The organism is Nakamurella lactea DSM 19367 (assembly GCF_000426645.1).
Classification (GTDB): domain Bacteria; phylum Actinomycetota; class Actinomycetes; order Mycobacteriales; family Nakamurellaceae; genus Nakamurella; species Nakamurella lactea.
Genome location: NZ_AUFT01000012.1, coordinates 1 through 20,622, shown reverse-complemented (window position 1 = coordinate 20,622; position 20,622 = coordinate 1). Strand labels below are relative to the sequence as shown.

Here is a 20,622-nt window from a genome sequence, read left to right as displayed (position 1 = left end):
GGGATGATGGTCCGATGGGCTACCGGACGCTGGCGGTCGGTCCGGACGCGACCGCCGAGATCGAGGTGAAGCGGTCGAGGTTCCTCGCCGTGCTGCGCCGGGTGGGCTCCGAGGAGGACGCCCGTGCGCTGACCGGCGAGCTGCGTCGCACCCACCACGACGCCCGGCACCACTGTTCGGCGTTCGTCATCGGCCCACGCCAGCAGCTGCAGCGCAGCAACGACGACGGCGAACCCGCCGGCACGGCGGGGATGCCGATGCTCCAGGTGCTGCTGGGCGCCGGCATCAGCGACGTCGCCGCTGTGGTGGTCCGCTGGTTCGGCGGCACCCTGCTCGGCGCCGGCGGGCTGGTCCGGGCCTACGGCGACGCGGTGACGGCGGCGCTGGCCGCCGCGGGCTTCGTCGAGCGCGAGCAGCTCGCGCTCGCCGACCTGGAGCTACCGCACGCCGACGCCGGCCGGGTCGAGTCCGAGCTGCGGGCCAACGGGGTGACGGTGCTCGGGACCGACTATGCCGCCGTGGCAACGCTGCACCTGGCCGTCGCCGACCTGAACAGGCTGCGCGAACTGGTGGCCGTGGCTACCTCGGGTACCGCCGAACTCGTCGAGACCGGCAGCCGGTGGATCGACCTGCCGACCTGACCCCCGAGAAATTCAACCCAGCTGCGACCAGTGGGCGAAAATCGGCCCGCAGCGGCGATATCGGCGTCCTGGTCGCACCTCTGCTGAATCCACCGCTACGGTGTCGGGATGTCTGGACGCCCCGAAGGATTCGACTACACCGAGCGCGATGGCGAGGTACTGATCACCCACTTCGGCCGCCCGGCCACCACTCTGCGCGGTGCCAGGGCGCTGGAGTTCCTGGACGACGTCGAGTCCGGAGATCCGCAGGAATTGATGGCCAGGGTCACCGGCAACTACAAGCACGGCAACGAGCGTCAGGCCCGTCAGCACCCCCGCAACCGCGGGCGCTGAGTCGATCGGGTGCTGAAAGTCAGCCTCCGGGGGCCGGCTCCGCGGTCCGGCCGGGGGTCGGCTCGTCCTGAGGCGGGTCCATCTCCTTGAACACCGGGAAGGCGAACGGCGCCAGGGTCGCCAGCAGCGTCAGCCCACCGAACACCCACAGCGCGGTGTCCACCCCCCAGGCCTGGGCGATGGTGCCGCCGAGCAGCGGCCCGAACGGCACGCCGATCCAGCCGCTGGCCCTGACCACGCCGATCACCCTGGCCAACATGTCGTGCGGGATTCGCCGGTACCAGATGCCGCCCAGGATGGGGTTGAGGGAGCCGGTCAGCAGGCCACTCAGCGCGGCGACGATGCCGGCCAGCAGCACGCTGTCGGTTCCCGCCAGTACGAAGAACAGCGGCGCCCCGCCGAGCAGGAAGCCGAAGGAGAAGGTGACCCAGCGCCGGACCCGGTCACCGATCCAGCCGCCGAGCAGGTTGCCGCCGATCGAACCGAGCGCGAGCGCGCCACCGACCACACCCAACGCCGACGGAAGGTGGCCGCGGTCCAGCACCCAGGTCGGCACCAGCACGTCACCGAGCGCGGCGCTGGACAGGTTGGTGACGGCGATCATCATGCACAGACCCAGCAGCAGCCGGTCGCGGCGGAGGAAGGCGAAGCCGACCCGCAGTTTCGTCAGGTACCTCTCAGGGGGCGGCGCGGCCGCGACCGGTACGGGCGGCGCGGCCGGCGCCGGGCCGTGCTGCGCCGCAATGGGCACCAGCAGCCCCACCAGCACGGCGGCGATCAGGAACGTGACCGCGTCGATCAGCACCACCGACGCCGGATTCAGCAAGCCCAGCAGCACGCCGCCGAGCGGGGCGCCCAGCAACAGCCCGGTCCGGTTCGCCGCGGAGTTCAGCCCGGACACCCGCTCGACCGATACCCCGGCGATCCGTGCCACGCCGGGAACCAGCACCGTGTTCCCGCAGTCGGCCAGGCCACGGGCCGCCCCGGCCGCGCCGGCCAGTACCGCCAGCACCACCAGCGACAGGTCACCGACGGAGTACAGCAATGGAATGGCACCGGTGAACAGTGCGGCCAGCAGGTTCCCCGACCAGAACGTCCGGTGCGGGCCGACGCGGTCCACCCACGGCCCACCCACCGCCTGCGCCAGTACGTAGGGGGTCATCTGGACGAACAGCACCAGGCCGGTGCGACCGGCGCTGCCGGTGGTGGTGAGTACCAGCCAGGGAATGGCGATCGCCGCCATCGAAGAGCCGAGTACCGAGATCAGGTAGGCCGACGACAGAGCGATCAGTGGCCCACGGCGGACGCCGTCCGGACCGCTTTTCGTCATCCCCGCCATCGGCAACGCTCGCTCATCTCCGGCCCGCTCCTCGATCATCGTCCCAGACTCTAGGAACGTCGGCCGCCGGACACCAGCCCCGGGTCCCTCGCCGGATGGCAAGCTGAACTCATGCCACGTACCGCTGCGACCGCCGACCGGGTGGGCCTCGATGCCCTGTTGGCGTTCATCCGGCCCCGCCACCACCTGGTGCTGACCACCTTCCGTCGGGACGGGTCGATGCAGAGCTCGCCCGTCACCGGCGGCCTTGACAGTAGCGGCCGGATCGTGATCGCCAGCTATCCGGAGCGGGCGAAGAGCCGCAACATCGCCCGCACTCCCCGGGCCGACGTCCTGGTGCTGTCCGACGACTTCGGCGGCGCCTACGTCCAGGTGGACGGTCCGGCCGAGGTACTCATGCTGCCCGAGGCGCTGGAGCCGTTGGTCGAGTACTTCCGGGAGATCTCCGGCGAACACCCCGATTGGGACGAGTACCGCCGGGCCATGGTCGAGCAGGGCAAGTGCCTGATCCGGGTGACGCCGAAGCGGTGGGGCCCGATCGCCACCGGCGGTTTCCCGGCTCGGCTGGTCTGACGATTCCCGAGATGCGGGCGACCCCGGCGTCGGCGCCGCCGCTGAGCGTGCCGGTCGCCCTCCGGCTGGCCATGCACCTGCTGGTCGGCGCGCTGCTGATCGTCGCGGTGGTCCGCGAGCAGGCCCGGCCGCTGGTGGTCGGACTGGCCCTGCTCGTCGCGGTGGTCTATGCGGTCGGCCCACTGACGCCGGCGATCGAACGGCGCCGGCGCAATGCCGCATGGTGGCTGGCCGCGCTGCTGCTCGCCTGGCTCGGCCTGCTGATCGTCACCCCCGACGCGATCTGGCTGGCCTTCCCGTGGTTCTTCCTGCTGATGCACCTGTTGCCCCTGTGGCCAGGGCTGGTGAGTGTGGCGGTGGTCGCCGGGCTGGCCATCGGCGGGTTCGCCTGGCATCAGGTCAGCTTCACCGTCGGGATGGTGATCGGGCCGGTGATCGGTGCGGCCGTCGCGGTGGCCGCGGTGCTCGCCTTCCAGGCGCTGCACGCCGAGTCCGAGCGGCGCCGGGAGCTGATCGCCGAACTGGAATCGACCAGGGCCGAACTGGCCGCGGCCGAGCGGCAATCGGGGGTGTTGGGGGAACGCGAGCGACTGGCCAGGGAAATTCACGACACCCTGGCTCAGGGGCTGTCCAGTATCCAGCTGCTGCTCAGCGCCGCCGGCCGTACGCTCGCCGACCCGCGGGCCGACCGGCCGGCGCTGGAGCGCGCGGCCGGCCACGTGGAGCTGGCCCGCCGCTCGGCGGCCGACAATCTGGCCGAGGCGCGGCGCTTCGTCCGGGCCCTTGCCCCCGCCGAGTTGCAGGGCCGGCCGCTGGCCGAGGCGCTGGACCGGTTGTGCCGCACCGTCTCTGCGGAGTCCGGGATCGCCGTCAGATTCGACAGCACCGGCGGAGCCGGCAGCATCCCCACGCCGGTGGAGGTGGCCCTGCTGCGGATCGCGCAGTCCGCACTCGGCAACGCCGTGCAGCACGCCGCCCCGTCGGCCGTGCGGGTCACGTTGAGCCGGCTGGACTCGGTGGTGGCGCTGGACATCGTCGACGACGGAACGGGTTTCGATCCGTCGACCGCGGCGCCGACACCCAACGACAGCGGCGGTTTCGGCCTGGCGTCGATGCGATCCAGGGCCGCCGAACTCGGCGGGACACTCACCGTCGAATCGACCCCAGGCACCGGAACCGCGGTGGCCGCCACGTTCGGCATCGGAGACGGCCATGACCTCGACTGACGCTGCACCGCCGACGATCCGGCTGCTGTTGGCCGACGATCACCCGATCGTCCGGGCCGGACTGCGGGCGGTACTGGAGGCCGAACCGGACCTGCGGGTGGTGGCCGAGGCATCGTCCGGTGACGAGGCGATCGCGGTGGCGCTGGCCGGCGGTATCGACGTGGTGCTGATGGATCTGCAGTTCGGTCGCCGGTTGGACGGGCCGCGGGCGACCAGGGCGATCACCGCGGCCGGCGGGCCGAAGGTGTTGGTGCTGACCACCTACGACACCGAGGCCGACATCCTGGATGCGGTCGAGGCCGGCGCCGCCGGCTATCTGCTCAAGGACGCCCCGGTGCAGGAACTGGCCACCGCGATCCGGACCGCCGCGGCCGGCCGGTCCGCACTGGCGCCCGCCATCGCGCACAAGCTGATGGACCGGATGCGGATCCCCGGGACCGCGCTGTCCCGCCGGGAGTCCGAGGTGCTCGCCCTGGTCGCCGAAGGCCTGTCCAACCAGCAGATCTCCGGCCGGCTGTTCCTGTCCCAGGCGACCGTGAAGACGCACCTGGTGCACATCTTCGGCAAGCTCGGAGTCGATTCCCGGACCGCGGCGGTGGCCGAGGCGACGGCTCGCGGGCTGATCCGCCGTTAGCGGTGCACGGTCACCGGTGGACAAGGGCGACGATGGCGATCAACACCGGGATGCAGGCCAAGGTGGTGCTGACCACCGCGTCCCTGGCCAGCCCGACACCGACCCGGTACCGCATCGCATAGACGAAGATGTTCTGCGCCGTCGGCAGCGCCGCGCACAGCGTGACGGCCAGCAACGGGGTGCCCGCCAGGCCGAAAACCCACCGCCCCACCAGATACGCCACTGCGGGGAGCACTGCCAGCTTCAGCACGCTGATCGCCACCAGGCGCGCTCGGCCACCGCCGCGTCCGGGCAGCGGCGCCCCGTACAGCGACATGCCGAACACGATCAGCGCGCCCGGCACCGCCATGCCGCCGATCATCTCGATCGGCTGCTCGAGCACCTGCGGTAGCCGGCTGCCGGTCACCGCCAGCACCACCCCGAGCGCGGAGGCGAGCACCAGCGGGTTCCGCACGGGTTGCATCAGCACCCGGCGCCACGACGGACGGATACCGGTCTCGGCCAGGTCGAGCGCCACGAACGCCACCGGCGCGAGCACCACCAGCTGGTACATCATCACCGGCGCAACGAACGCGGCGCTGCCGAACAGATACGTGGTGATCGGGATTCCGAGGTTGCCGGCATTGACGTAGCTGGACGCCAGCGCGCCGATCACCTTCTCCCCCAGCGGCCGCCGCCAGAACACCCTGTCCAACAGCAGGTATCCGGCGGCACCGACCGTCGTGGTGATCGCCGTGACGGCCAGCGACCCGGACAGCACGGTGCCCACCGGGGCGCTCGCCAAGGTGTGCAGCAGCAGCGCAGGGGTGGCAACGAAGAAGACCAGTCGGGTCAGCACCTGTTCGGTCCCCTCCGGCAGCGCCCGGAACCGCGCCAACAGGAACCCGACCGCGATCACCAGGAACAACACACCCAGTCCCTGCAGGATCGACAGCACTGGGCAGACGCTACGTGATCCTCACCGCCCCGAGACAAAATGAGGCGTTGGATCGTCAATAAACAGTGCACCATGGACAGATGAGCGTTTCGTCGGGAGCGGCGCCCCCGGACGCGGGCGGGAAGACCCACCCGCACCGATGGCAGCTGGTGCTGCGGATCGCGGCGCTCGTCGTGGTCGCCGTCATCGTCGCCGCAGTGCTCCGGTCGAAGTTTCCCGACCCGGCGCAGTTCTGGGACGCGCTGCGGTCGGCCGACTGGCGGTGGACGGTCGCGGCGTTGGGTCTGCAGATCGCCTCGATCGGCATGATGATCCGTCAGCAGCGCCGGTTGCTGAAGGCGTTCGGGGTGCCGGTCAGCTTCCGGCGGATGGGGGCGATCACCTACTCGGGTTCGGCCATCTCGATGTCGGTACCGGCCGGCAGCGCGGTGTCCGCCGGCTACGTGTACCGCAAGTTCCGCTCCAGCGGCGCATCGTCCGCGACGGCCGCATCGGTGCTGCTGCTGTCCGGCGTCATCTCCGTCGTCGCCCTGGTGCTGCTGTACCTGGCCGGACTGTTGATCACCTCGTGGACCCATCTGCGTCAGCTCGGCTACGAGCACCCGTTCATCACCGTGTGGATCGGCGGCGCCGTGCTGGCCGCCATCATCGGGCTGACCATCTGGCTCACCCGGCAGCGCCGGCGGAGCCTCGTCACCCGGGAGACCCCCCGGTTGGACGCGTTCGAGGTCCGGCATCCCAAGCTCGGCGCCGCCGGCCGGCAGGTACTGGATGCGGTGCACCGCTCGGCCGAGGTCCCCGCCTGGGACTGGAACGTGGTGCTCAGCCATTCGCTGGCCAACTGGTTACTGGACGCTGCGAGCCTGTACGCCGCGGCGATGGCCTTCGACCTGGACATCGACCTGTGGAAGCTCGCGCTGTTGTACCTGGGCATCCAGGTGGTGCGGCAGATCCCGGTCACGCCAGGTGGTATCGGCCTGATCGAGGCCTCGCTGCTGGCCGGCCTGGTGTCCGCCGGTGCCGCCCAGGGGCCGGCCGCCGCGGCCGTCGTCGTCTACCGGCTGTTCTCCTGCTGGCTGCTGATCCCGGTCGGCTTCGGCTTCATGGGTGTGCTGGCGTACAACGACCGCCGCAACGGCGTCACCGAGCCGACAGAGAGCGAGGAAACGATGGCCATTGCGACGCAGGAGCATTGGCCATCGGCCCGCAGCGATCGCGGAGGCGAGAAGTTCAACACCGAGCCGACAGACGAAGAGACGATCGCCACCGAGCCGATAGACGAGCTGCCGAACGACGAGAACGCCGGTACGCCGGATCCCGCGGTGCGCTGACCGCCCGTCGCTGCACGCATCGCCGCCGTCAGCCCCTACGCTTCGGCGCATGAGCGAGCTTGCGAGGGCATCGTCGGTACTGAATGAGGTCAACCCGCGAGGGACGAGCGGAGAGATCTCATGAGTAGCGCAGCCGTCACCCCCGAATCGGTGCAGACGCCGGCCCCGCGCGGTCAGATCGTCGCCTGGGGCCTATGGGACTGGGGATCGGCGGCGTTCAACGCCGTGATCATCACCTTCGTCTTCTCGGTGTACCTGACCGACGCGGTCAGCGGGCTGGACGACGACGGGCACTGCCAGCAAGGCATCGCCTGCGTCAGCGGCGCCGGTTCCTGGTTCGCCTGGTCGCTGGGGATCGCCGGCTTCTTCATCGCGGTGTTGGCCCCGGTGACCGGGCAGCGGGCGGATGACGGCGGGCACCGCAAGCGGGCGTTGGGCATCTGGACCGGCCTGGTGGTGCTCGCCATGCTGGCGCTGTACTTCGTCAAGGACGACGCCTCCTACTTCTGGCTCGGGCTGGTCTTGCTGGGCATCGCGTCCGTCTTCGTCTCGTTCGCCGAGGTCTCCTACAGCGCGATGCTGCGGCAGATCTCCACCCCGGCGACCATCGGCCGGGTGTCAGCCTTCGGCTGGGCGATGGGCTATTTCGGCGGCATCATCCTGCTGCTGATCAGCTACTTCGGCTTCATTTCCGGGGATGACGGCTCCGCCACCAAGGGCTTCCTCGGGGTCAGCAACTCAGGCGGCTTCAACATCCGGCTGGTCGCGGTGATGGCCGCCATCTGGTTCGCCGTGTTCGCCCTGCCGGTGCTGTTCAAGGTGCCGGAGACGCCCGGGTTGCCGAAGGAGAAGCGGGTCGGCTTCATCGCGTCGTACAAGGTGTTGTTCGCCGACCTGCGGGACCTGTGGCGGGCGGATCGGAACTCGGTGTACTTCCTGCTGTCCAGTGCGCTGTTCCGGGACGGCCTGGCGGCGGTCTTCTCGCTCGGCGCGGTGCTGGCCGTCTCGGTGTACGGCATCAGCTCGGCCGACGTGCTGATCTTCGGGGTGGCGGCCAACGTCGTGTCCGCGGGCGGTGCGCTGGTCGCCGGCCGCTTCGACGACCGGATCGGGCCGAAGCGGGTGATCGTCGCGTCGCTGATCGGCCTGGTGATCACCGCGCTGATCCTGTTGGTGGTGTCCGGCCCGATGATGTTCTGGATCTTCGGGCTCATCCTGTGCCTGTTCGTCGGGCCCGCCCAGTCGTCGGCCCGCACCTACCTGGCGCGGATCGCGCCGGTCGGCCGGGAGGGGCAGATGTTCGGGCTGTACACCACCACCGGTCGCGCGGTCTCGTTCCTGGCGCCGTCGCTGTTCGGGCTGTTCGCCGCGGTGTTGGGCGGCGACAGATGGGGCATCATCGGCATCATTCTGGTGCTCGGCGGCGGGCTCGTCGCGATGCTCCCGGTCGCGAACGCGGTCGACAAGGCACTTCTGGGCGAGAAATCGGACGCCGGCTGAATCCTGAACGCCGTTCCGCGCGTCTGTAGGGGCAAGGGAGGCGATGACAGATGACGCACGCACCGCGGTGGGAACCGCCCCGTCCGATCGGTACCCGTTGGGAGCGAGTGGTGGGCAGTGTCCGCCTGATCGCCTCGGTGGCCGGCATCGTCGGCGGCCGCACCACCACCCGCACGCCCCGGCACTGACGGCTGCCGCAACCAAACCTGCCGACTCGGAGAGTTTCTCCCCGTCAGCGGCTCCGTGCCGCAACCAAATCCGCCGACTCGGGGAGTCTGTCCCCGTCAGTCGAGGTCGACCCCGTGCTCCCGGAGCGCCTGGATCGCCCGATCGGCCTCTTCCTGCGGCGTGCCACCCAGTTCCACCACGACGACGTTCTCGTCGTCGCCCGGCTCCTCCAACGTGTCGAACTGCGAGTGCAGCAACGACTCCGGCATGTAGTGGTCCTTGCGGCGCTTCATCCGTTCGTCGATCAGCTCGTAGCTGCCGTGCAGGTACAGGAACACCACTCCGGTGCCGCTGAGCCGGTTCCGGTAGCGGCGACGCAGCGCCGAGCAGGTGATGACGCCGGACCGGCCGGCCGCCAGATGATCGCCGATCCACACCGAGATCCGGTCCAGCCACGGCCATCTGTCCTCGTCGGTCAGCGGGTGGCCGGCCGCCATCTTCTCGACGTTCGCCCGCGGATGCAGGTCGTCACCCTCGCCGTACTCCCAACCGAACTTCTCCGACAGCGTCTTGGCCAAGGTGGTCTTGCCGGACCCGGAAACGCCCATCACCACCAACACCGTCGGGCTCATCGTCGATCCTCCTGTCGTTGGACTGCACCGTCGTGGGACCGCACCGTTGCAGGACCCGCAGCCGTGGCACCACCGGCGGCCGCGCCGTCGAGAATCGCCGTCAGACCGAATTCGAAGTCGCCGCCGGGATCGGAGTCGGCGGCAGCGTCCTCGGTGTCCTCGTCCAGCATTCCGGATGCCAACATCGCCGCTACCCGCGGGAGTGCCTCGGCATCGATCACTGCCGCCAGCCGGCGCTGATAGGAGTCGTGCTCGGCCGTCGCCGCGCGGCGCGCCGTGACGTCCGCGACCAGCTGCGCCTGACCGTGCACGTACACGGTCACGGTGAGCAGGCAGCCGATCTTCTGCCGGTCGGTCAACGGCGCGTCGTCCATGGCGCCGAGGGCGGATTCCATCCAGGCCAGCGAATTCGGCGTCAGCGGTGGCTCCGAGATCGGTGAGTCCAGCACCCACGGATGATCTCGCATCACCGCGAGTTCGGCGCGCGCCCAGGCCGTCATCCGGTCCCGCCAGCCGCCCGGCGGAACCGGCGGCGGCGGCCCATAGGCGACGTCGACCATCGCGGCGATCAGCTGCTCCTTGGAGTCCAGGTAGCGGTAGAGCGCCATCGAGGTGAACCCGAGTGCCGAGGCCACGCTGCGCATCGACACCGCTGCCAGCCCCTTGCGGTCGGCGATGTCGATCGCCACCTCGGCGATGCGACGCAGGTCGACCGCGCGTTTGGGGCCGGGCCGGTCGTCGTCGCGACCGCGCCACAGCTCGGCCAGGTAGCCGGGGATGACGACCTGGTCGTCGACCGGCGGCTGTTCGACCGGCGGCGCCGGCGTGGTCAACGGCGCATGCCCGCTGCTCGGCCGACCGCTACTCATGGCTTCACCCTCTCACGTGCCCGGTCTCGACGGAGAAACTTCTGTTTACGGGGTAGACAGATGCGGCATTGTCTGTTTACAGTGTGCACTGTCTACGGCGTACACACTAGAGAGGCGAACGAAATGACACTCGACACAGAGCTCGGCGCGGGTACCGGTCAACGGGCGGGCCGCAAGGAATGGCTGGCCCTGGCGGTGCTGGCGCTACCGCTGCTCCTGGTCTCGATGGACGTCTCGGTGCTGTACTTCGCCGTCCCGTTCATCGGCGCCGATCTGGCACCGACCGCCGCCCAGCAGCTGTGGATCTTCGATGTCTACGGCTTCGTGCTGGCCGGCCTGCTGCTGGGCATGGGTGCGGTCGGCGACATCTTCGGCCGCCGACGGGTACTGCTGATCGGCGCCGTCGCCTTCTCGGCCGCATCGCTGTTCGCCGCCTACTCCGGCAGCGCCGAACTGTTGATCGCGGCCCGCGCCCTGCAGGGGTTGGCCGGCGCCACCCTGATGCCGTCCACCCTTGGGCTGATCCGCAGCATGTTCCACGACGCGAAGCAGCGCGGCAGGGCGATCGCCATCTGGACCGCGGTGATGACCGGTGGCATCGCACTCGGCCCGGTGCTCAGCGGCATTCTGCTCGAGCACTTCTGGTGGGGATCGGTATTCCTGATCAACGTCCCGGCGATGGTGCTGCTGCTGATCCTCGGCCCGTTCCTGCTGCCGGAGACCCCGCGGGACCGCAGTCGCCGATTCGACCTGCCGGGCGCCGTGTTGGCACTGGCCACCGTGCTGACGGTGATCTGGGGCGTGAAGCAGTGGGCCACCGAGGGTTTCGCGGTGGGGTATCCGGCCGCGATCGTCGCCGGTCTGCTGGCCGGTGGGTTGTTCGTGGTGCGGCAACGAACGGCCGCGGACCCGATGCTGGACCTGTCGCTGTTCCGGTCGCGGTTGTTCTCGGCCGGCGCGATCTCCAACGCGGTCGCGATGTTCGCGCTGGTCGGCAACGCCGTCTTCCTCACCCAGTACCTGCAGGCCGTGCAGGGGTTGAGCCCGTTCGTCGCCGCACTGTGGAGCATCGTTCCGTCGATCCCGGTCTCCGCGGCTGCCCCGATCGCGATGTCGGCGGCGGCGAAAGTCGGTCGGCTGCCGGTGATCTGCGCCGGCTTCCTGGTGGCTGCGGCCGGGTTCGTCACGATGACCCAGGTCGGCGTCGACGGTTCGCTGGCGGTAGTGCTGATCGCCGCCGGCATCCTGGGTGTCGGGACGGTCGTCGTGCTGACCCTGGCCGCCGAGATCGCCATGGGCAGCACCACACCGGAGAAGGCCGGCACGGTCGCCGCGGTCGTCGAGACCTCCGGCGAACTCGGCGGTGCGTTGGGCATCGCGGTGCTCGGTAGTGTCGGCGCCGCGGCCTACGCCCATTCGGTGGCGGCCCACCTTCCGGCCGCGGTCCCTGCGGACGTCGCCGGTCAACTGAAGTCGACGATCGGCGAGGCGGTCGCGGTGGCCACCGGCATCGGCGGTGACGCCGGGGCCGCCCTGTTGCTGGTCTCCCGGTCGGCCTTCACCGATTCGATGACGGTGGTGTCGATCTGCGGCGCGGTGGTGCTGGTACTGGCCGCCGGGATGGCCGCAGTCCTGGCCAGGACGACGCGGCAGGTCCGGCCGGAGCCGGCGGTGCTGACCCCCTGATCCGCCGCTCGACCACCGTCTCCCATCGCTACTTGCCCCCTTCTCGTACCGGCCGACCGTGCGACGTTGGCAGCGACTCCGACCGGCTCAGAGCCGGGTCAGTGGGCAGCGAAGGCGGCGTCGAAGGCGGCGGCCGGCGGCTCGAACTGCTGGCTGCGGACGAATTCCAAGGCCTGCGGCGCACCGGTCAGCCGATCCATCCCGGCGTCCTCCCATTCGATGGAGATCGGTCCGGTGTACCCGATGGTGTTCATCATCCGGAACGAGTCCTCCCACGGCACGTCGCCGTGCCCGGTGGACACGAAGTCCCAGCCGCGCCGCGGATCCGCCCAGGCCAGGTGTGACGACAGCCGGCCATTGCGGCCGTTGCCGACCCGGCGCTTGGCGTCCTTGCAATCGACGTGGTAGATCCGGTCCTTGAAGTCCCACATGAACCCGACCGGGTCGAGGTCCTGCCAGACGAAGTGGCTGGGATCCCAGTTCAGGCCGAACGATTCACGGTGTCCGATCGCCTCCAGGGTGGCGACGGTTGTCCAGTAGTCGTAGGCGATCTCGCTGGGATGCACTTCGTGGGCGAACCGGACGCCGACCTCCTCGAACACGTCGAGGATCGGGTTCCAGCGGTCGGCGAAGTCGCGATAGCCGGCGTCGACCAGGTCCTGGGAGACCGGCGGGAACATCGCCACGTACTTCCAGATCGACGACCCGGTGAAGCCGACAACCGTCTGCACACCGAGTTTCGCGGCGGCCCGCGCGGTCAGCTTCATCTCCTCCGCCGCCCGCTGCCGGACACCCTCCGGATCGCCGTCGCCCCAGATCCGCGGCGAGAGCATGGCGTGGTGCCGCTCGTCGATCGGGTCGTCGCAGACGGCCTGGCCCTTGAGATGGTTGGAGATCGCCCACACCTTGAGCCCGTAGCGATCCAGGATGTCCAGCCGGGTCTGCAGGTAGCCCTCGTCCTCGGCCGCCTGCCAGACGTCCAGATGATCGCCCCAGCAGGCGATCTCCAGTCCGTCGTACCCCCACCCGGAGGCCAGTCTGGCCACCTCCTCGAACGGCAGATCGGCCCACTGGCCGGTGAACAACGTGATCGGGCGCGCCATCGCGAAACTCCTTCGGTCGATCGTCCTAGTCCGGGATCTGTTGCCAGGAACTGGATTTCTCTGCGCTTTCCAGCACGGCCTGCAGCACTCGCTGCACCTGCAGGCCATCGGCGAACGAGGGACGCAGCTCGCCACCGTCGGCGATCGCGGTGACCAGGTCGCGGACCTCGTGCACGAAGCTGTGGTCCCAGCCCAGCAGGTGTCCGGGCGGCCACCAGGCGTGCAGGTAGGGGTGGGTCGGCTCGGTGACCAGGATCTTGCGGAAGCCGGCCGTCTGGTCGGGCTCGGTGCCGTCGTAGAACAGCAACTCGTTCATCGATTCCATGTCGAACACCAGGCTGCCGGCCGAGCCGTTCACCTCGATCCGCAGCTCGTTCTTGCGGCCGGTGGCGAACCGGGTGGCCTCGAAGCTGCCGACCGCGCCGCCGGCGAATCGGGCGGTGAACAGCGTGGCATCGTCCACCGTCACCTCGCCGACCTCGGTACCCCGCGACGATCCGGACAGTCCCGCCGCGCCCGGGGTGGCCTCCGGCAACGGCCTGGTCTTGACGAACGTCTCGGTCAGGCCGGAAACGCCGCTGATCTTCTCACCCAGCATGAACTGGGCGAGATCGATGATGTGCGCACCGATGTCGCCGAGTGCACCGGAGCCGGCGGCATCCTTGCGCAACCGCCAGACCAGTGGGAACTGCGGGTCGACGATCCAGTCCTGCAGGTAGACCGCCCGGACATGTCGGACGGTGCCGAGTCGACCGGCCGCGATCAGCTCCCTGGCCAGCGCCGCGGCCGGCACCCGCCGGTAGTTGAAGCCGACCATCGCGCGCACCCCGGACCGCTCCGCCTCGGCCGCGGCTGCGGCCATCGCCTCGGCTTCCGAAACCGTGTTGGCCAGCGGCTTCTCGCACAGCACGTGCTTGCCGGCGGCCAGCGCTGCGATGGCGATCTCGGCATGGGTGTCGCCCGGTGTGCAGATGTCGATCAGGTCGATGTCGTCGCGATCCAGCAGGGCACGCCAGTCGGTCTCGGTGTCGGCCCAGCCGAGCGCGGCGGCCGCTGCCGCCGTCGCCTGGCTGTTCCGGCCGACCAGCGCCCGCATCTCGGGCCTGACCGGCAGGTCGAAGACGCTGGGGGCGGTGCGCCAGCCGATCGAGTGCGCCCTGCCCATGAAGGCATATCCGACCATGCCGACACCCAGGGTGGGCTTGTCCGTCATCCGTGGTTCTCCACTCCTGGTGCTGATCCGCGATGCTGCCGTGAGGGTGCCGCCCCGAATGCTCTCTCGAGGTTTCCGAGGTCAACCGGATCCTGGCATGACTGCTAATCCTGCTCCGGTGGACGTGGGGCCGGCTGCTGCGCGGACGGCGGCAGCGGCGCCGACGGCAGTCGCCCGGAGGACGGCTGACGCGCTGACGACCCGGGGGGCGGGGAGAACTGGGCGTCCGAATGCCCGGCCCGGTAGGCGGCCTGCTCCGCGGCTGCGGCGGCCGCTGCGGCCGCCTGCTGCTGAGCCGCGTACCGCTGCTGTTCCTCGAACCGCCGCGCGGCTTCCTGCTGGCGGGCGAGTTCCTGTTGTTGGGCGGCAAACTGCTGACGGGCGAAGTCGTACTTCACGGCGTCCGCTGCCTGCCTGGCCTGTTTCGCCTCGTTCTGCTGCTGGACCAGCTTGTTGCCCAACCAGTTCAGCACCGCGTGGATCGCGGCCCCCAGGATCAGGTAGAAGACGATCGCGAACAGCAGCGACGTGTCCAGCACCGAGTACTCGCCCACGTCGTGCGAGCGGAACATGTTGTCGAAGGGACCCAGCGCAGCCGCGCTGCTCCGGTAGACCCATTCGACGAACCCCGCGTCGGGATTTGCCCCGAACAGCCGGAGCAGGAACGCCAAGGTCAGCAGGATCGCGTTGATGACCACCAACACGTAGGCGGCCCACACGACCACCCTGGCGATCTTGAGAATGACCGGGGTCGGCGACTTCTCTGCGCTCTGGGCGCGGCGCTCGTATTCCTCAACTGTGGGGTTCGTCACGGGGTTCGTCATCGCCCTAGTGTGCCCTGAATCGGACTAAACGGCCCGCAGAAAGTTCACGGATCAGCAAAACGCGGCCGGGATCGGTCCGAAGACGGCAAGATCATCCGGGCCGGCCAGGTCGGGCAACGAGACGAATACGGTGCTGACGCCGAGGTCGGCAAGGGCGCGGTAGCGGACGATCTGCTGGGCCGCGGTGCCCGCACTGTGCCGGGCGGCGAAGGCCGCGGCGGCGGTCCGGCCCCGCAATCGTTCCACCCGGCGGGCCACATCGTCGCGATCCGTGCCGACGACGGGCAGGTCCAACACGGTCACCGCCACCTCGCCGGCCGGGCGCCCTACCTCGGCGCAATGTCGGTGCAGCACAGCGATCTTGCGTGCCAGGGTGTCGGCGTCCGCCCGCAGGTTGCAGGCATCGGCGAAGCGGGCCGCGATGCGCAGGGCCGTGCGCTCACCGCCGCCGCCCACCACGATCGGGACGTCGGCCACCGGGCGGGGATAGCAGGTGGTCTCGGGCAGATCGACCAGCCGGCCGGAATACGGTCGGGTCCCCTTGGCCCACAACGCTTTCATCGTCTCGATGGTGACCTCGAGTTGTCGGTACCGCGCCGCCGGAGTCGGGAAGTCCAGGCCGAAGGCCCGGTGCTCCCGTTCCCACCAGCCGATCCCGAGACCGCAGAACGCCCGGCCACCGGACAGCGCGTCCAGCGTCGCGACGGTCTTGGCCAGCACCCCCGGCGACCGGAGGGTGACCGGCGAGACCAGGGTGCCGACCCGCAGGTCCGGGTTCAGGCCGGCGATCATCCCGAGCGTCACCCAGGGCTCCGGGATCGGCTCCCACGCCCGGCCGACCTGCGGAATCTGGATCAGGTGGTCCATCAACGCGATGCCGCGAAAGCCCGCCTCGTCGGCCGCGGCCACTACCCCGGCGAGCCAACCCGCCGGGTCCTCGACCCACGGGAACCGGGAGATCTGTAGCACGAAGTCGACTTCGGCCTCGCGGCCGACCGGTCCGACCGCCGTGCTGTCCTGGCCACCGGTAGCACCGACCGGCGCCGACCCGGCGTCCACCGCGATCACCAGATCCCAACCCTCGCCGGCGATCTCGTCCGGGACGGCACGCATCCGCCGCAGCTGCCCGGCCAGCGCGCTGGCCGGCACCGGGACGTCCCGGACCGCGTTGCGCCGCCGGCAGGTCGCCTCGTCGGTACCCAACAACACCACGACGGCGGGCAATCCGTGACGACGTGCCAGTTCCAGGTATCCGCGGCGGCGATCGGCCGCCATCCCGAGGTGTCGACGACGGTGGTCAAGGCGCGGCCGGCCCTGGCCGCGACGATCCGGTCCAGCAGGTCGAACGCGTCGGCGGAGGCCGCCTGGTCGTACGGGCCGCTGCCGACCACCCCGCGCAGCTGGTCCGAGGAGACGATCTCGACCTGCCGATAGTGCGCAGCGGCCCAGTGGGACTTGCCGGACCCGGCCGGGCCGACCAGCACCACCATCGCCGGGTCGGGGATGTCCTGGTCGGCGTGCTGGGCGTGACCGGACATGCCGGCCAGTCTGCCAGCGACGCGCCGCCGGAGGTGGCCGGGGCGGCCGGCAGCGGTCAGAATCCGATGGCTTCCCGCAACAGCAGCACCGTGCCGCGCTCGGGTTCGTACTCGGCATTGAGGATGAGCATCCGGTTGATCGCACTCGGGTACCCGTAGACCGCCTGCGAGCGGGCGCTTTCCAGCGGAAAGGCGTGCTCCTGGACGCGCCGCAGCGCGGTGTCCAGGTCGGGCACGATCTTCTGCGACCCGACGATCCAGATGGCCCGGGCGGCGCCGCCCGCGTAGGCGGGGAGCTGACTCCCACTGCCCGAGGCGGCCACCAGGGATCCGGATTCGGTGACGGCGGCGACGCTGCCCAGCACCACGTCGGGGACGGATCGCAGCCGCCGGATGTCGTCGGCCTCGGTGGCGCGGTCCATCGCCAGCAGCCGTGGCTTCACCGCCCGGTATCGCCCGCCGGCGTTGATGTCGTCATCGATGCCGGACAGCCGGAGGGTTTCGCTCGCACCCGTGAAGACCGACGCCCCTTCAGGTATCAGGTCTTTGAGGCGTTCGCGCGCGTCGGCAACGGTGCCAAGGATCTCGACGGCGAAGCCGTGCGCGGCGAGTGCGGCAGCGGTGCGCTCGAGGCGGTCCGCGGACGCCGGGTCGGCGAATGCGGGGGCCGGTAATGAGGTGGTCATGGATCTCCTTGCTGACGATGAGTGGGCAACTCGTACCGTCAGTGACGACGACGCACGACCGTCGGATGTGAGCCGACGCGCGGATCCACGTACTGCGCACCCGGCCGGGGTGCACCCTCCGTCAGCCCCGGCGGTGACCGCCCACCGCGCGGCGGGACTGGCTGGACAGCACCGACAGATCCGACTGGTGCGAGAGCACCGAGAGCCTGGACTGGTGGGAGAACAACGACAGCAGGCTCATCGAGGAGCCGATGGAACCCAGCGACGCGAACGACCCGGCGCCGCCGATCGACAGCACCGACCCGACGCTGCCGATCGACAACACGGAGCCGACGCTGCCGATGGAGAGCACCGACCCGATCGAGCGGATGGACAGGATCGACCGGTCGCGGCCGGCGGACCGGATGACGGAGCGCATGCCTGACAGTAACGCCCGATGCTTCCGCAGTCTCGTTACCCCACAACGGGTGCACCGGCCACCGCCGTCTCGGTCCCCAGCGTGCTGACGCCCGGCCGGGGTCGCGCCGGGGACCCGGTCGGGCACACCGCGCCCTCCGGGGGCCTTCCGTCCTGCTTGACGCATGCCAATATGGGCATATGATGGTCGGCATGGCACGGGCAGCGACGACGTCGGACGTCTTCAACGCGATCGCCGAGCCGCAACGCCGGCAGATCCTGGTGCTGCTGCGAGCGGGTGAGCGGCCGGTGACCGAGCTGGCCCAGGAACTGGGGATGACCCAGCCGGGGGCATCCAAACACCTGCGGGTGCTCAGGGAGGTCGGGCTGGTCCGGGACCGCAAGGCAGGCAGGCAGCGCCTGTACGGCCTTGACGCCCGCGGGCTGCAACCGGTCCACGAGTGGACCGGCGGGTTCGAGCAGTTCTGGAACGCGAGCTTCGACCGGCTCGATGCGTACGTGCAGGACCTCAAGCAGACAAGGCAGAAGGAGTAACTGATGGGTGCGCCGGAGCGAGAAGAGATGACCCAGCCAGTGCGGCCGGGGACGGCCGACCGCGAAATCGTGATCGTCCGGAGCATCAGTGCCCCGCCGGAGCTGGTGTTCGAGGCGTTCACCGAGGTGCGGCACCTGTCGCGGTGGTGGGGACCGGAGGGTTTCACCACCACCACGCGGGCGTTCGAGTTCCGCGCCGGCGGGGAGTGGGAATTCGTGATGCACGGACCGGACGGCACCGACTACACCGAGTGGATCTGCTGGACCGAGATCGCTCCGCCGGAGCGAATCGCGTTGCGGCACGGCGAGTTCCGGGGCGACCCGAACGCCTTCGAATCTGTCCTCACCTTCGCGCCCGAGGGTGCGACGACCCGGGTCGAGATGCGCACGGTGTTCCCCACCAAGGAGCTGCGAGACGAGGCCGCCGAGAAGTACCACGCGATCGAAGGCGGCCGGCAGACGTTGGGCAAGCTGGCTGCCTACGTCACCGAGATCGTTTCGACGGGAGCTGAGCGCTGATGGCCGGGAAGGTGTTCTTCAGCGTGACGATGTCGCTGGACGGTTTCATCGCGCCCGAGTCATCCGAGGAGTTGATGGGGCGGCAGTGGGTGGAACTACAGCGGTGGGTGTTCCCGCAGCGGTTCTTCCGGGAGAACCTGAAGCTCGGCGGCGGCGGCGAACAAGGGCGGGACAACGACATCCTGCGGGAGACGCATCTGCGGACCGGCGCGAGCGTGATGGGCAAGCGCATGTTCGACGCCGGTGAGCAGGCGTGGCCGGAAGACGCGCCGTTCCACACCCCGGTGTTCGTCGTGACGCACGAGCAGCGCGACCCATGGGAGCGGCCGGGCGGCACCACCTTCCACTTCGTCAACGACGGGATCGAGTCGGCGCTCGACCGGGCCCGCGGGGCCGCCGGCGACCGGGACGTCCGCATCGCGGGCGGCGGCGCGACGATCCTGGAGTACCTCAATGCCGGCCTGATCGACGAGTTCACGATCGCGCTGTCCCCCGTGCTGTTCGGCTCCGGAATCCGCCTGTTCGAGGGCGTGGACGCGGGCCGGGTGGCCCTGGAACCGGTCCGGGCGGAGCCAACGCAGCGGGTGACCCACCTGACCTACGCAGTCCGCGAGCGGTAGGTTCCCCGACCCCCGGCCTTGACCTCGACACCGACCGCGGCCCTGGCCGACGATGTGGCAGCGGTCACCGATGACGAAAACCCCCGGCCGGCGCGGTAACGCGCCGACCAGGGGTTTCTTGGCGGTAGCGGTGGGATTTGAACCCACGGAACGCTTTCACGCTCACACGCTTTCGAGGCGTGGAGAGCCGAGTCCCCAGAAGTCCCTTCGAGTCCTGACCTGCGGCTTCATGCTGGAGATCCTGCCACGAACGGCCTCGAACGGATAACGAGTGCACCTACGGTGCACCTATTGGGGGTCTCTGCACTGTCGCAGGCCACCTCTACCGTGCGAGGGATGCAGACCGAGTTGCCGTCCTTGGTTGGGCAGCGAGTGGTGATTACTGGCGCTCTCACCGGACCGCTACAGGGGCTCCGTCGCCGCGCCGCGCTGCACATGGTTGTCACGAAGCCGCCCCAGTTTCGGGCTCCGCCGGCCCTTGCAGCTCGGCATCGCTGGCGCCGTGTCGAGCGGCCGGGCCGTACAGGTAGGTGCATCGATCGGACAGCTGGCGGATGCGCGGGAACAGCCCGTTCTCCACCCAGTCCTGGTTGTGCCGTCGCTGCTCGTCAGCATCGGACCGCTGAGCCTCAGCGATCCGTTGCTTCTCCTGGCTCTGCCGATACGACTTCTGTTTGACCACCACGTATCCGGTGGCCGCCAGGGCGAACTTGACATCACCGTTGGCGCCAACGTGCTCCGGCGCTTCGTAGGTCTCGCTGAGATACACGGTCTGGCCGGCCGCTGTGAGTCTCCCCGCCGCTCACTTCGGCACCGGGCGGCGGCCGCTCCCGGTCACACAGTCACTACCGCAAGGCATGGCACGGCGAGCCGGTGGTTCATCACGTCAACTATTGCGCCAGTCGCAGCAGCGACCCAGGGCACTCCTGCAAAGTCGATGCCAACTGGGTCCGGCCTTGGCCGTGCGGGTGGCATGTGGGCGCGGTTGGGAAGCGCGCAGCGACGTTCGAATCCGGGCATGGACACCCCCGCGAACACACACGGGGTTGTGTGCTGAGCATCACAGCCGCTAGCCTCGTGCTTTCGTCGAGGTAGCACCGCTGGTGTGTGTTGATCATGAAGAAAGGTGCTCTGACCTGCAAGGATTGGTCTTGTCTAGGGACCGTCCGTGCTGAAGATCAGGAGCACCTTTCTGGTGTCGAACTCTACCTCGTTGTATCCGCGGGTCCGCGTTGATCAGAGGGCGTCGGGTGTGGTGTCCCACGCCGGCGGGGTGATGTTGACCGAAACCGTGCGGCG

General features: G+C 69.6%; 23 protein-coding genes and 1 pseudogene. 12 read left to right on the top strand and 12 right to left on the bottom strand.

The genetic code is table 11. The annotated features are described in order from the left end of the window. Window positions 1-14: 14 nt before the first annotated feature. Entirely contained in the window at window positions 15-641 is a 627-nt protein-coding gene (locus K340_RS0113400) for an IMPACT family protein (RefSeq protein ID WP_029137093.1), read from the top strand. A 108-nt stretch (window positions 642-749) separates the two neighbouring features. Continuing rightward, window positions 750-974: a hypothetical protein gene (locus K340_RS0113395; protein ID WP_037364639.1), complete on the top strand. Its 225-nt coding sequence runs from the start codon at window positions 750-752 to the stop codon at window positions 972-974. Between the two features lie 19 nt (window positions 975-993). Here K340_RS0113395 and K340_RS29895 read toward each other — a convergent pair whose 3' ends face one another. Continuing rightward, window positions 994-2,352 (bottom strand): MFS transporter, encoded by a 1,359-nt coding sequence (locus K340_RS29895; RefSeq protein ID WP_051266222.1) that lies wholly within the window; start codon window positions 2,350-2,352, stop codon window positions 994-996. Between the two features lie 72 nt (window positions 2,353-2,424). Here K340_RS29895 and K340_RS0113385 point away from each other — a divergent pair, with 72 nt between their 5' ends. Genes K340_RS0113385 through K340_RS0113375 form a run of 3 tightly spaced genes read left to right on the top strand, consistent with a single transcriptional unit; the run spans window position 2,425 to window position 4,746 of the window. After that, entirely contained in the window at window positions 2,425-2,886 is a 462-nt protein-coding gene (locus tag K340_RS0113385; protein WP_029137091.1) for a PPOX class F420-dependent oxidoreductase, read from the top strand. An 11-nt stretch (window positions 2,887-2,897) separates the two neighbouring features. After that, on the top strand, window positions 2,898-4,112 hold the full coding sequence (locus tag K340_RS0113380) for a sensor histidine kinase (RefSeq protein WP_051266340.1): 1,215 nt from the start codon (window positions 2,898-2,900) through the stop codon (window positions 4,110-4,112). Further along, a complete protein-coding gene (locus K340_RS0113375; RefSeq protein WP_029137089.1) occupies window positions 4,099-4,746 on the top strand; it encodes a response regulator in 648 nt (215 codons plus the stop codon). Before K340_RS0113380 ends, K340_RS0113375 begins: the two co-directional genes overlap by 14 nt. A 10-nt stretch (window positions 4,747-4,756) precedes the next feature. Here the strand turns inward: K340_RS0113375 and K340_RS0113370 are convergent, their stop codons facing one another. Then, on the bottom strand, window positions 4,757-5,683 hold the full coding sequence (locus K340_RS0113370) for an AEC family transporter (protein WP_029137088.1): 927 nt from the start codon (window positions 5,681-5,683) through the stop codon (window positions 4,757-4,759). 80 nt (window positions 5,684-5,763) lie between these two features. Between K340_RS0113370 and K340_RS29890 the strand changes: the two genes are divergently transcribed. From K340_RS29890 to K340_RS35890, 3 genes are all read left to right on the top strand, one after another. Next, the gene (locus K340_RS29890) at window positions 5,764-7,014 is read left to right on the top strand and encodes a lysylphosphatidylglycerol synthase transmembrane domain-containing protein (RefSeq protein ID WP_051266219.1); all 1,251 of its coding nucleotides are present in this window, start codon (window positions 5,764-5,766) and stop codon (window positions 7,012-7,014) included. 120 nt (window positions 7,015-7,134) lie between these two features. Beyond that, window positions 7,135-8,514, top strand: coding sequence for an MFS transporter (locus K340_RS0113360; RefSeq protein ID WP_029137087.1), 1,380 nt, complete (start codon window positions 7,135-7,137; stop codon window positions 8,512-8,514). A 50-nt stretch (window positions 8,515-8,564) separates the two neighbouring features. Continuing rightward, window positions 8,565-8,702, top strand: a complete 138-nt coding sequence (locus K340_RS35890; protein ID WP_154674247.1) for a hypothetical protein — start codon at window positions 8,565-8,567, stop codon at window positions 8,700-8,702. 96 nt (window positions 8,703-8,798) lie between these two features. Here the strand turns inward: K340_RS35890 and K340_RS0113350 are convergent, their stop codons facing one another. Together K340_RS0113350 and K340_RS29885 are read right to left on the bottom strand one after the other, a co-directional pair. Next, window positions 8,799-9,314: a gluconokinase gene (locus tag K340_RS0113350; protein WP_029137086.1), complete on the bottom strand. Its 516-nt coding sequence runs from the start codon at window positions 9,312-9,314 to the stop codon at window positions 8,799-8,801. After that, a complete protein-coding gene (locus K340_RS29885) occupies window positions 9,311-10,183 on the bottom strand; it encodes a TetR/AcrR family transcriptional regulator (protein WP_051266217.1) in 873 nt (290 codons plus the stop codon). Before K340_RS29885 ends, K340_RS0113350 begins: the two co-directional genes overlap by 4 nt. A 123-nt stretch (window positions 10,184-10,306) precedes the next feature. On the opposite strand from K340_RS29885, the gene K340_RS0113340 reads away from it, so the two are divergent. Then, the gene (locus K340_RS0113340; RefSeq protein WP_029137085.1) at window positions 10,307-11,869 is read left to right on the top strand and encodes an MFS transporter; all 1,563 of its coding nucleotides are present in this window, start codon (window positions 10,307-10,309) and stop codon (window positions 11,867-11,869) included. Between the two features lie 98 nt (window positions 11,870-11,967). Here the strand turns inward: K340_RS0113340 and K340_RS0113335 are convergent, their stop codons facing one another. The 7 genes and pseudogenes from K340_RS0113335 to K340_RS29875 all read right to left on the bottom strand — a co-directional run bounded on the left by K340_RS0113335 (window position 11,968) and on the right by K340_RS29875 (window position 17,651). Continuing rightward, complete coding sequence (locus K340_RS0113335) at window positions 11,968-12,972, bottom strand: sugar phosphate isomerase/epimerase family protein (protein WP_029137084.1); 1,005 nt, start codon at window positions 12,970-12,972, stop codon at window positions 11,968-11,970. Between the two features lie 25 nt (window positions 12,973-12,997). After that, entirely contained in the window at window positions 12,998-14,185 is a 1,188-nt protein-coding gene (locus K340_RS0113330) for a Gfo/Idh/MocA family protein (protein ID WP_029137083.1), read from the bottom strand. A gap of 104 nt (window positions 14,186-14,289) precedes the next feature. Further along, window positions 14,290-15,009: a hypothetical protein gene (locus K340_RS0113325; RefSeq protein ID WP_029137082.1), complete on the bottom strand. Its 720-nt coding sequence runs from the start codon at window positions 15,007-15,009 to the stop codon at window positions 14,290-14,292. A gap of 51 nt (window positions 15,010-15,060) precedes the next feature. Then, a complete protein-coding gene (locus K340_RS29880) occupies window positions 15,061-16,158 on the bottom strand; it encodes an LLM class flavin-dependent oxidoreductase (protein WP_211229425.1) in 1,098 nt (365 codons plus the stop codon). 18 nt (window positions 16,159-16,176) lie between these two features. Further along, window positions 16,177-16,499: pseudogene (locus K340_RS36680) on the bottom strand (AAA family ATPase); the annotation flags it as partial. Between the two features lie 104 nt (window positions 16,500-16,603). Beyond that, window positions 16,604-17,233, bottom strand: coding sequence for an LUD domain-containing protein (locus tag K340_RS0113315; RefSeq protein ID WP_029137081.1), 630 nt, complete (start codon window positions 17,231-17,233; stop codon window positions 16,604-16,606). 121 nt (window positions 17,234-17,354) lie between these two features. Continuing rightward, complete coding sequence (locus K340_RS29875; protein ID WP_084614408.1) at window positions 17,355-17,651, bottom strand: hypothetical protein; 297 nt, start codon at window positions 17,649-17,651, stop codon at window positions 17,355-17,357. Between the two features lie 191 nt (window positions 17,652-17,842). Between K340_RS29875 and K340_RS0113305 the strand changes: the two genes are divergently transcribed. From K340_RS0113305 to K340_RS0113295, 3 genes are read left to right on the top strand one after another with little or no spacing between them, the layout of a single operon-like run. Beyond that, window positions 17,843-18,184, top strand: coding sequence for an ArsR/SmtB family transcription factor (locus K340_RS0113305; protein ID WP_029137079.1), 342 nt, complete (start codon window positions 17,843-17,845; stop codon window positions 18,182-18,184). A 3-nt stretch (window positions 18,185-18,187) separates the two neighbouring features. Beyond that, complete coding sequence (locus K340_RS0113300) at window positions 18,188-18,703, top strand: SRPBCC family protein (protein ID WP_084614406.1); 516 nt, start codon at window positions 18,188-18,190, stop codon at window positions 18,701-18,703. Then, window positions 18,703-19,323 (top strand): dihydrofolate reductase family protein, encoded by a 621-nt coding sequence (locus K340_RS0113295; protein ID WP_029137077.1) that lies wholly within the window; start codon window positions 18,703-18,705, stop codon window positions 19,321-19,323. Before K340_RS0113300 ends, K340_RS0113295 begins: the two co-directional genes overlap by 1 nt. 442 nt (window positions 19,324-19,765) lie before the next feature. On the opposite strand, the gene K340_RS0113290 is transcribed toward K340_RS0113295, so the two are convergent. Further along, window positions 19,766-20,092, bottom strand: a complete 327-nt coding sequence (locus K340_RS0113290) for a hypothetical protein (RefSeq protein ID WP_029137076.1) — start codon at window positions 20,090-20,092, stop codon at window positions 19,766-19,768. Window positions 20,093-20,622 lie beyond the last annotated feature (530 nt).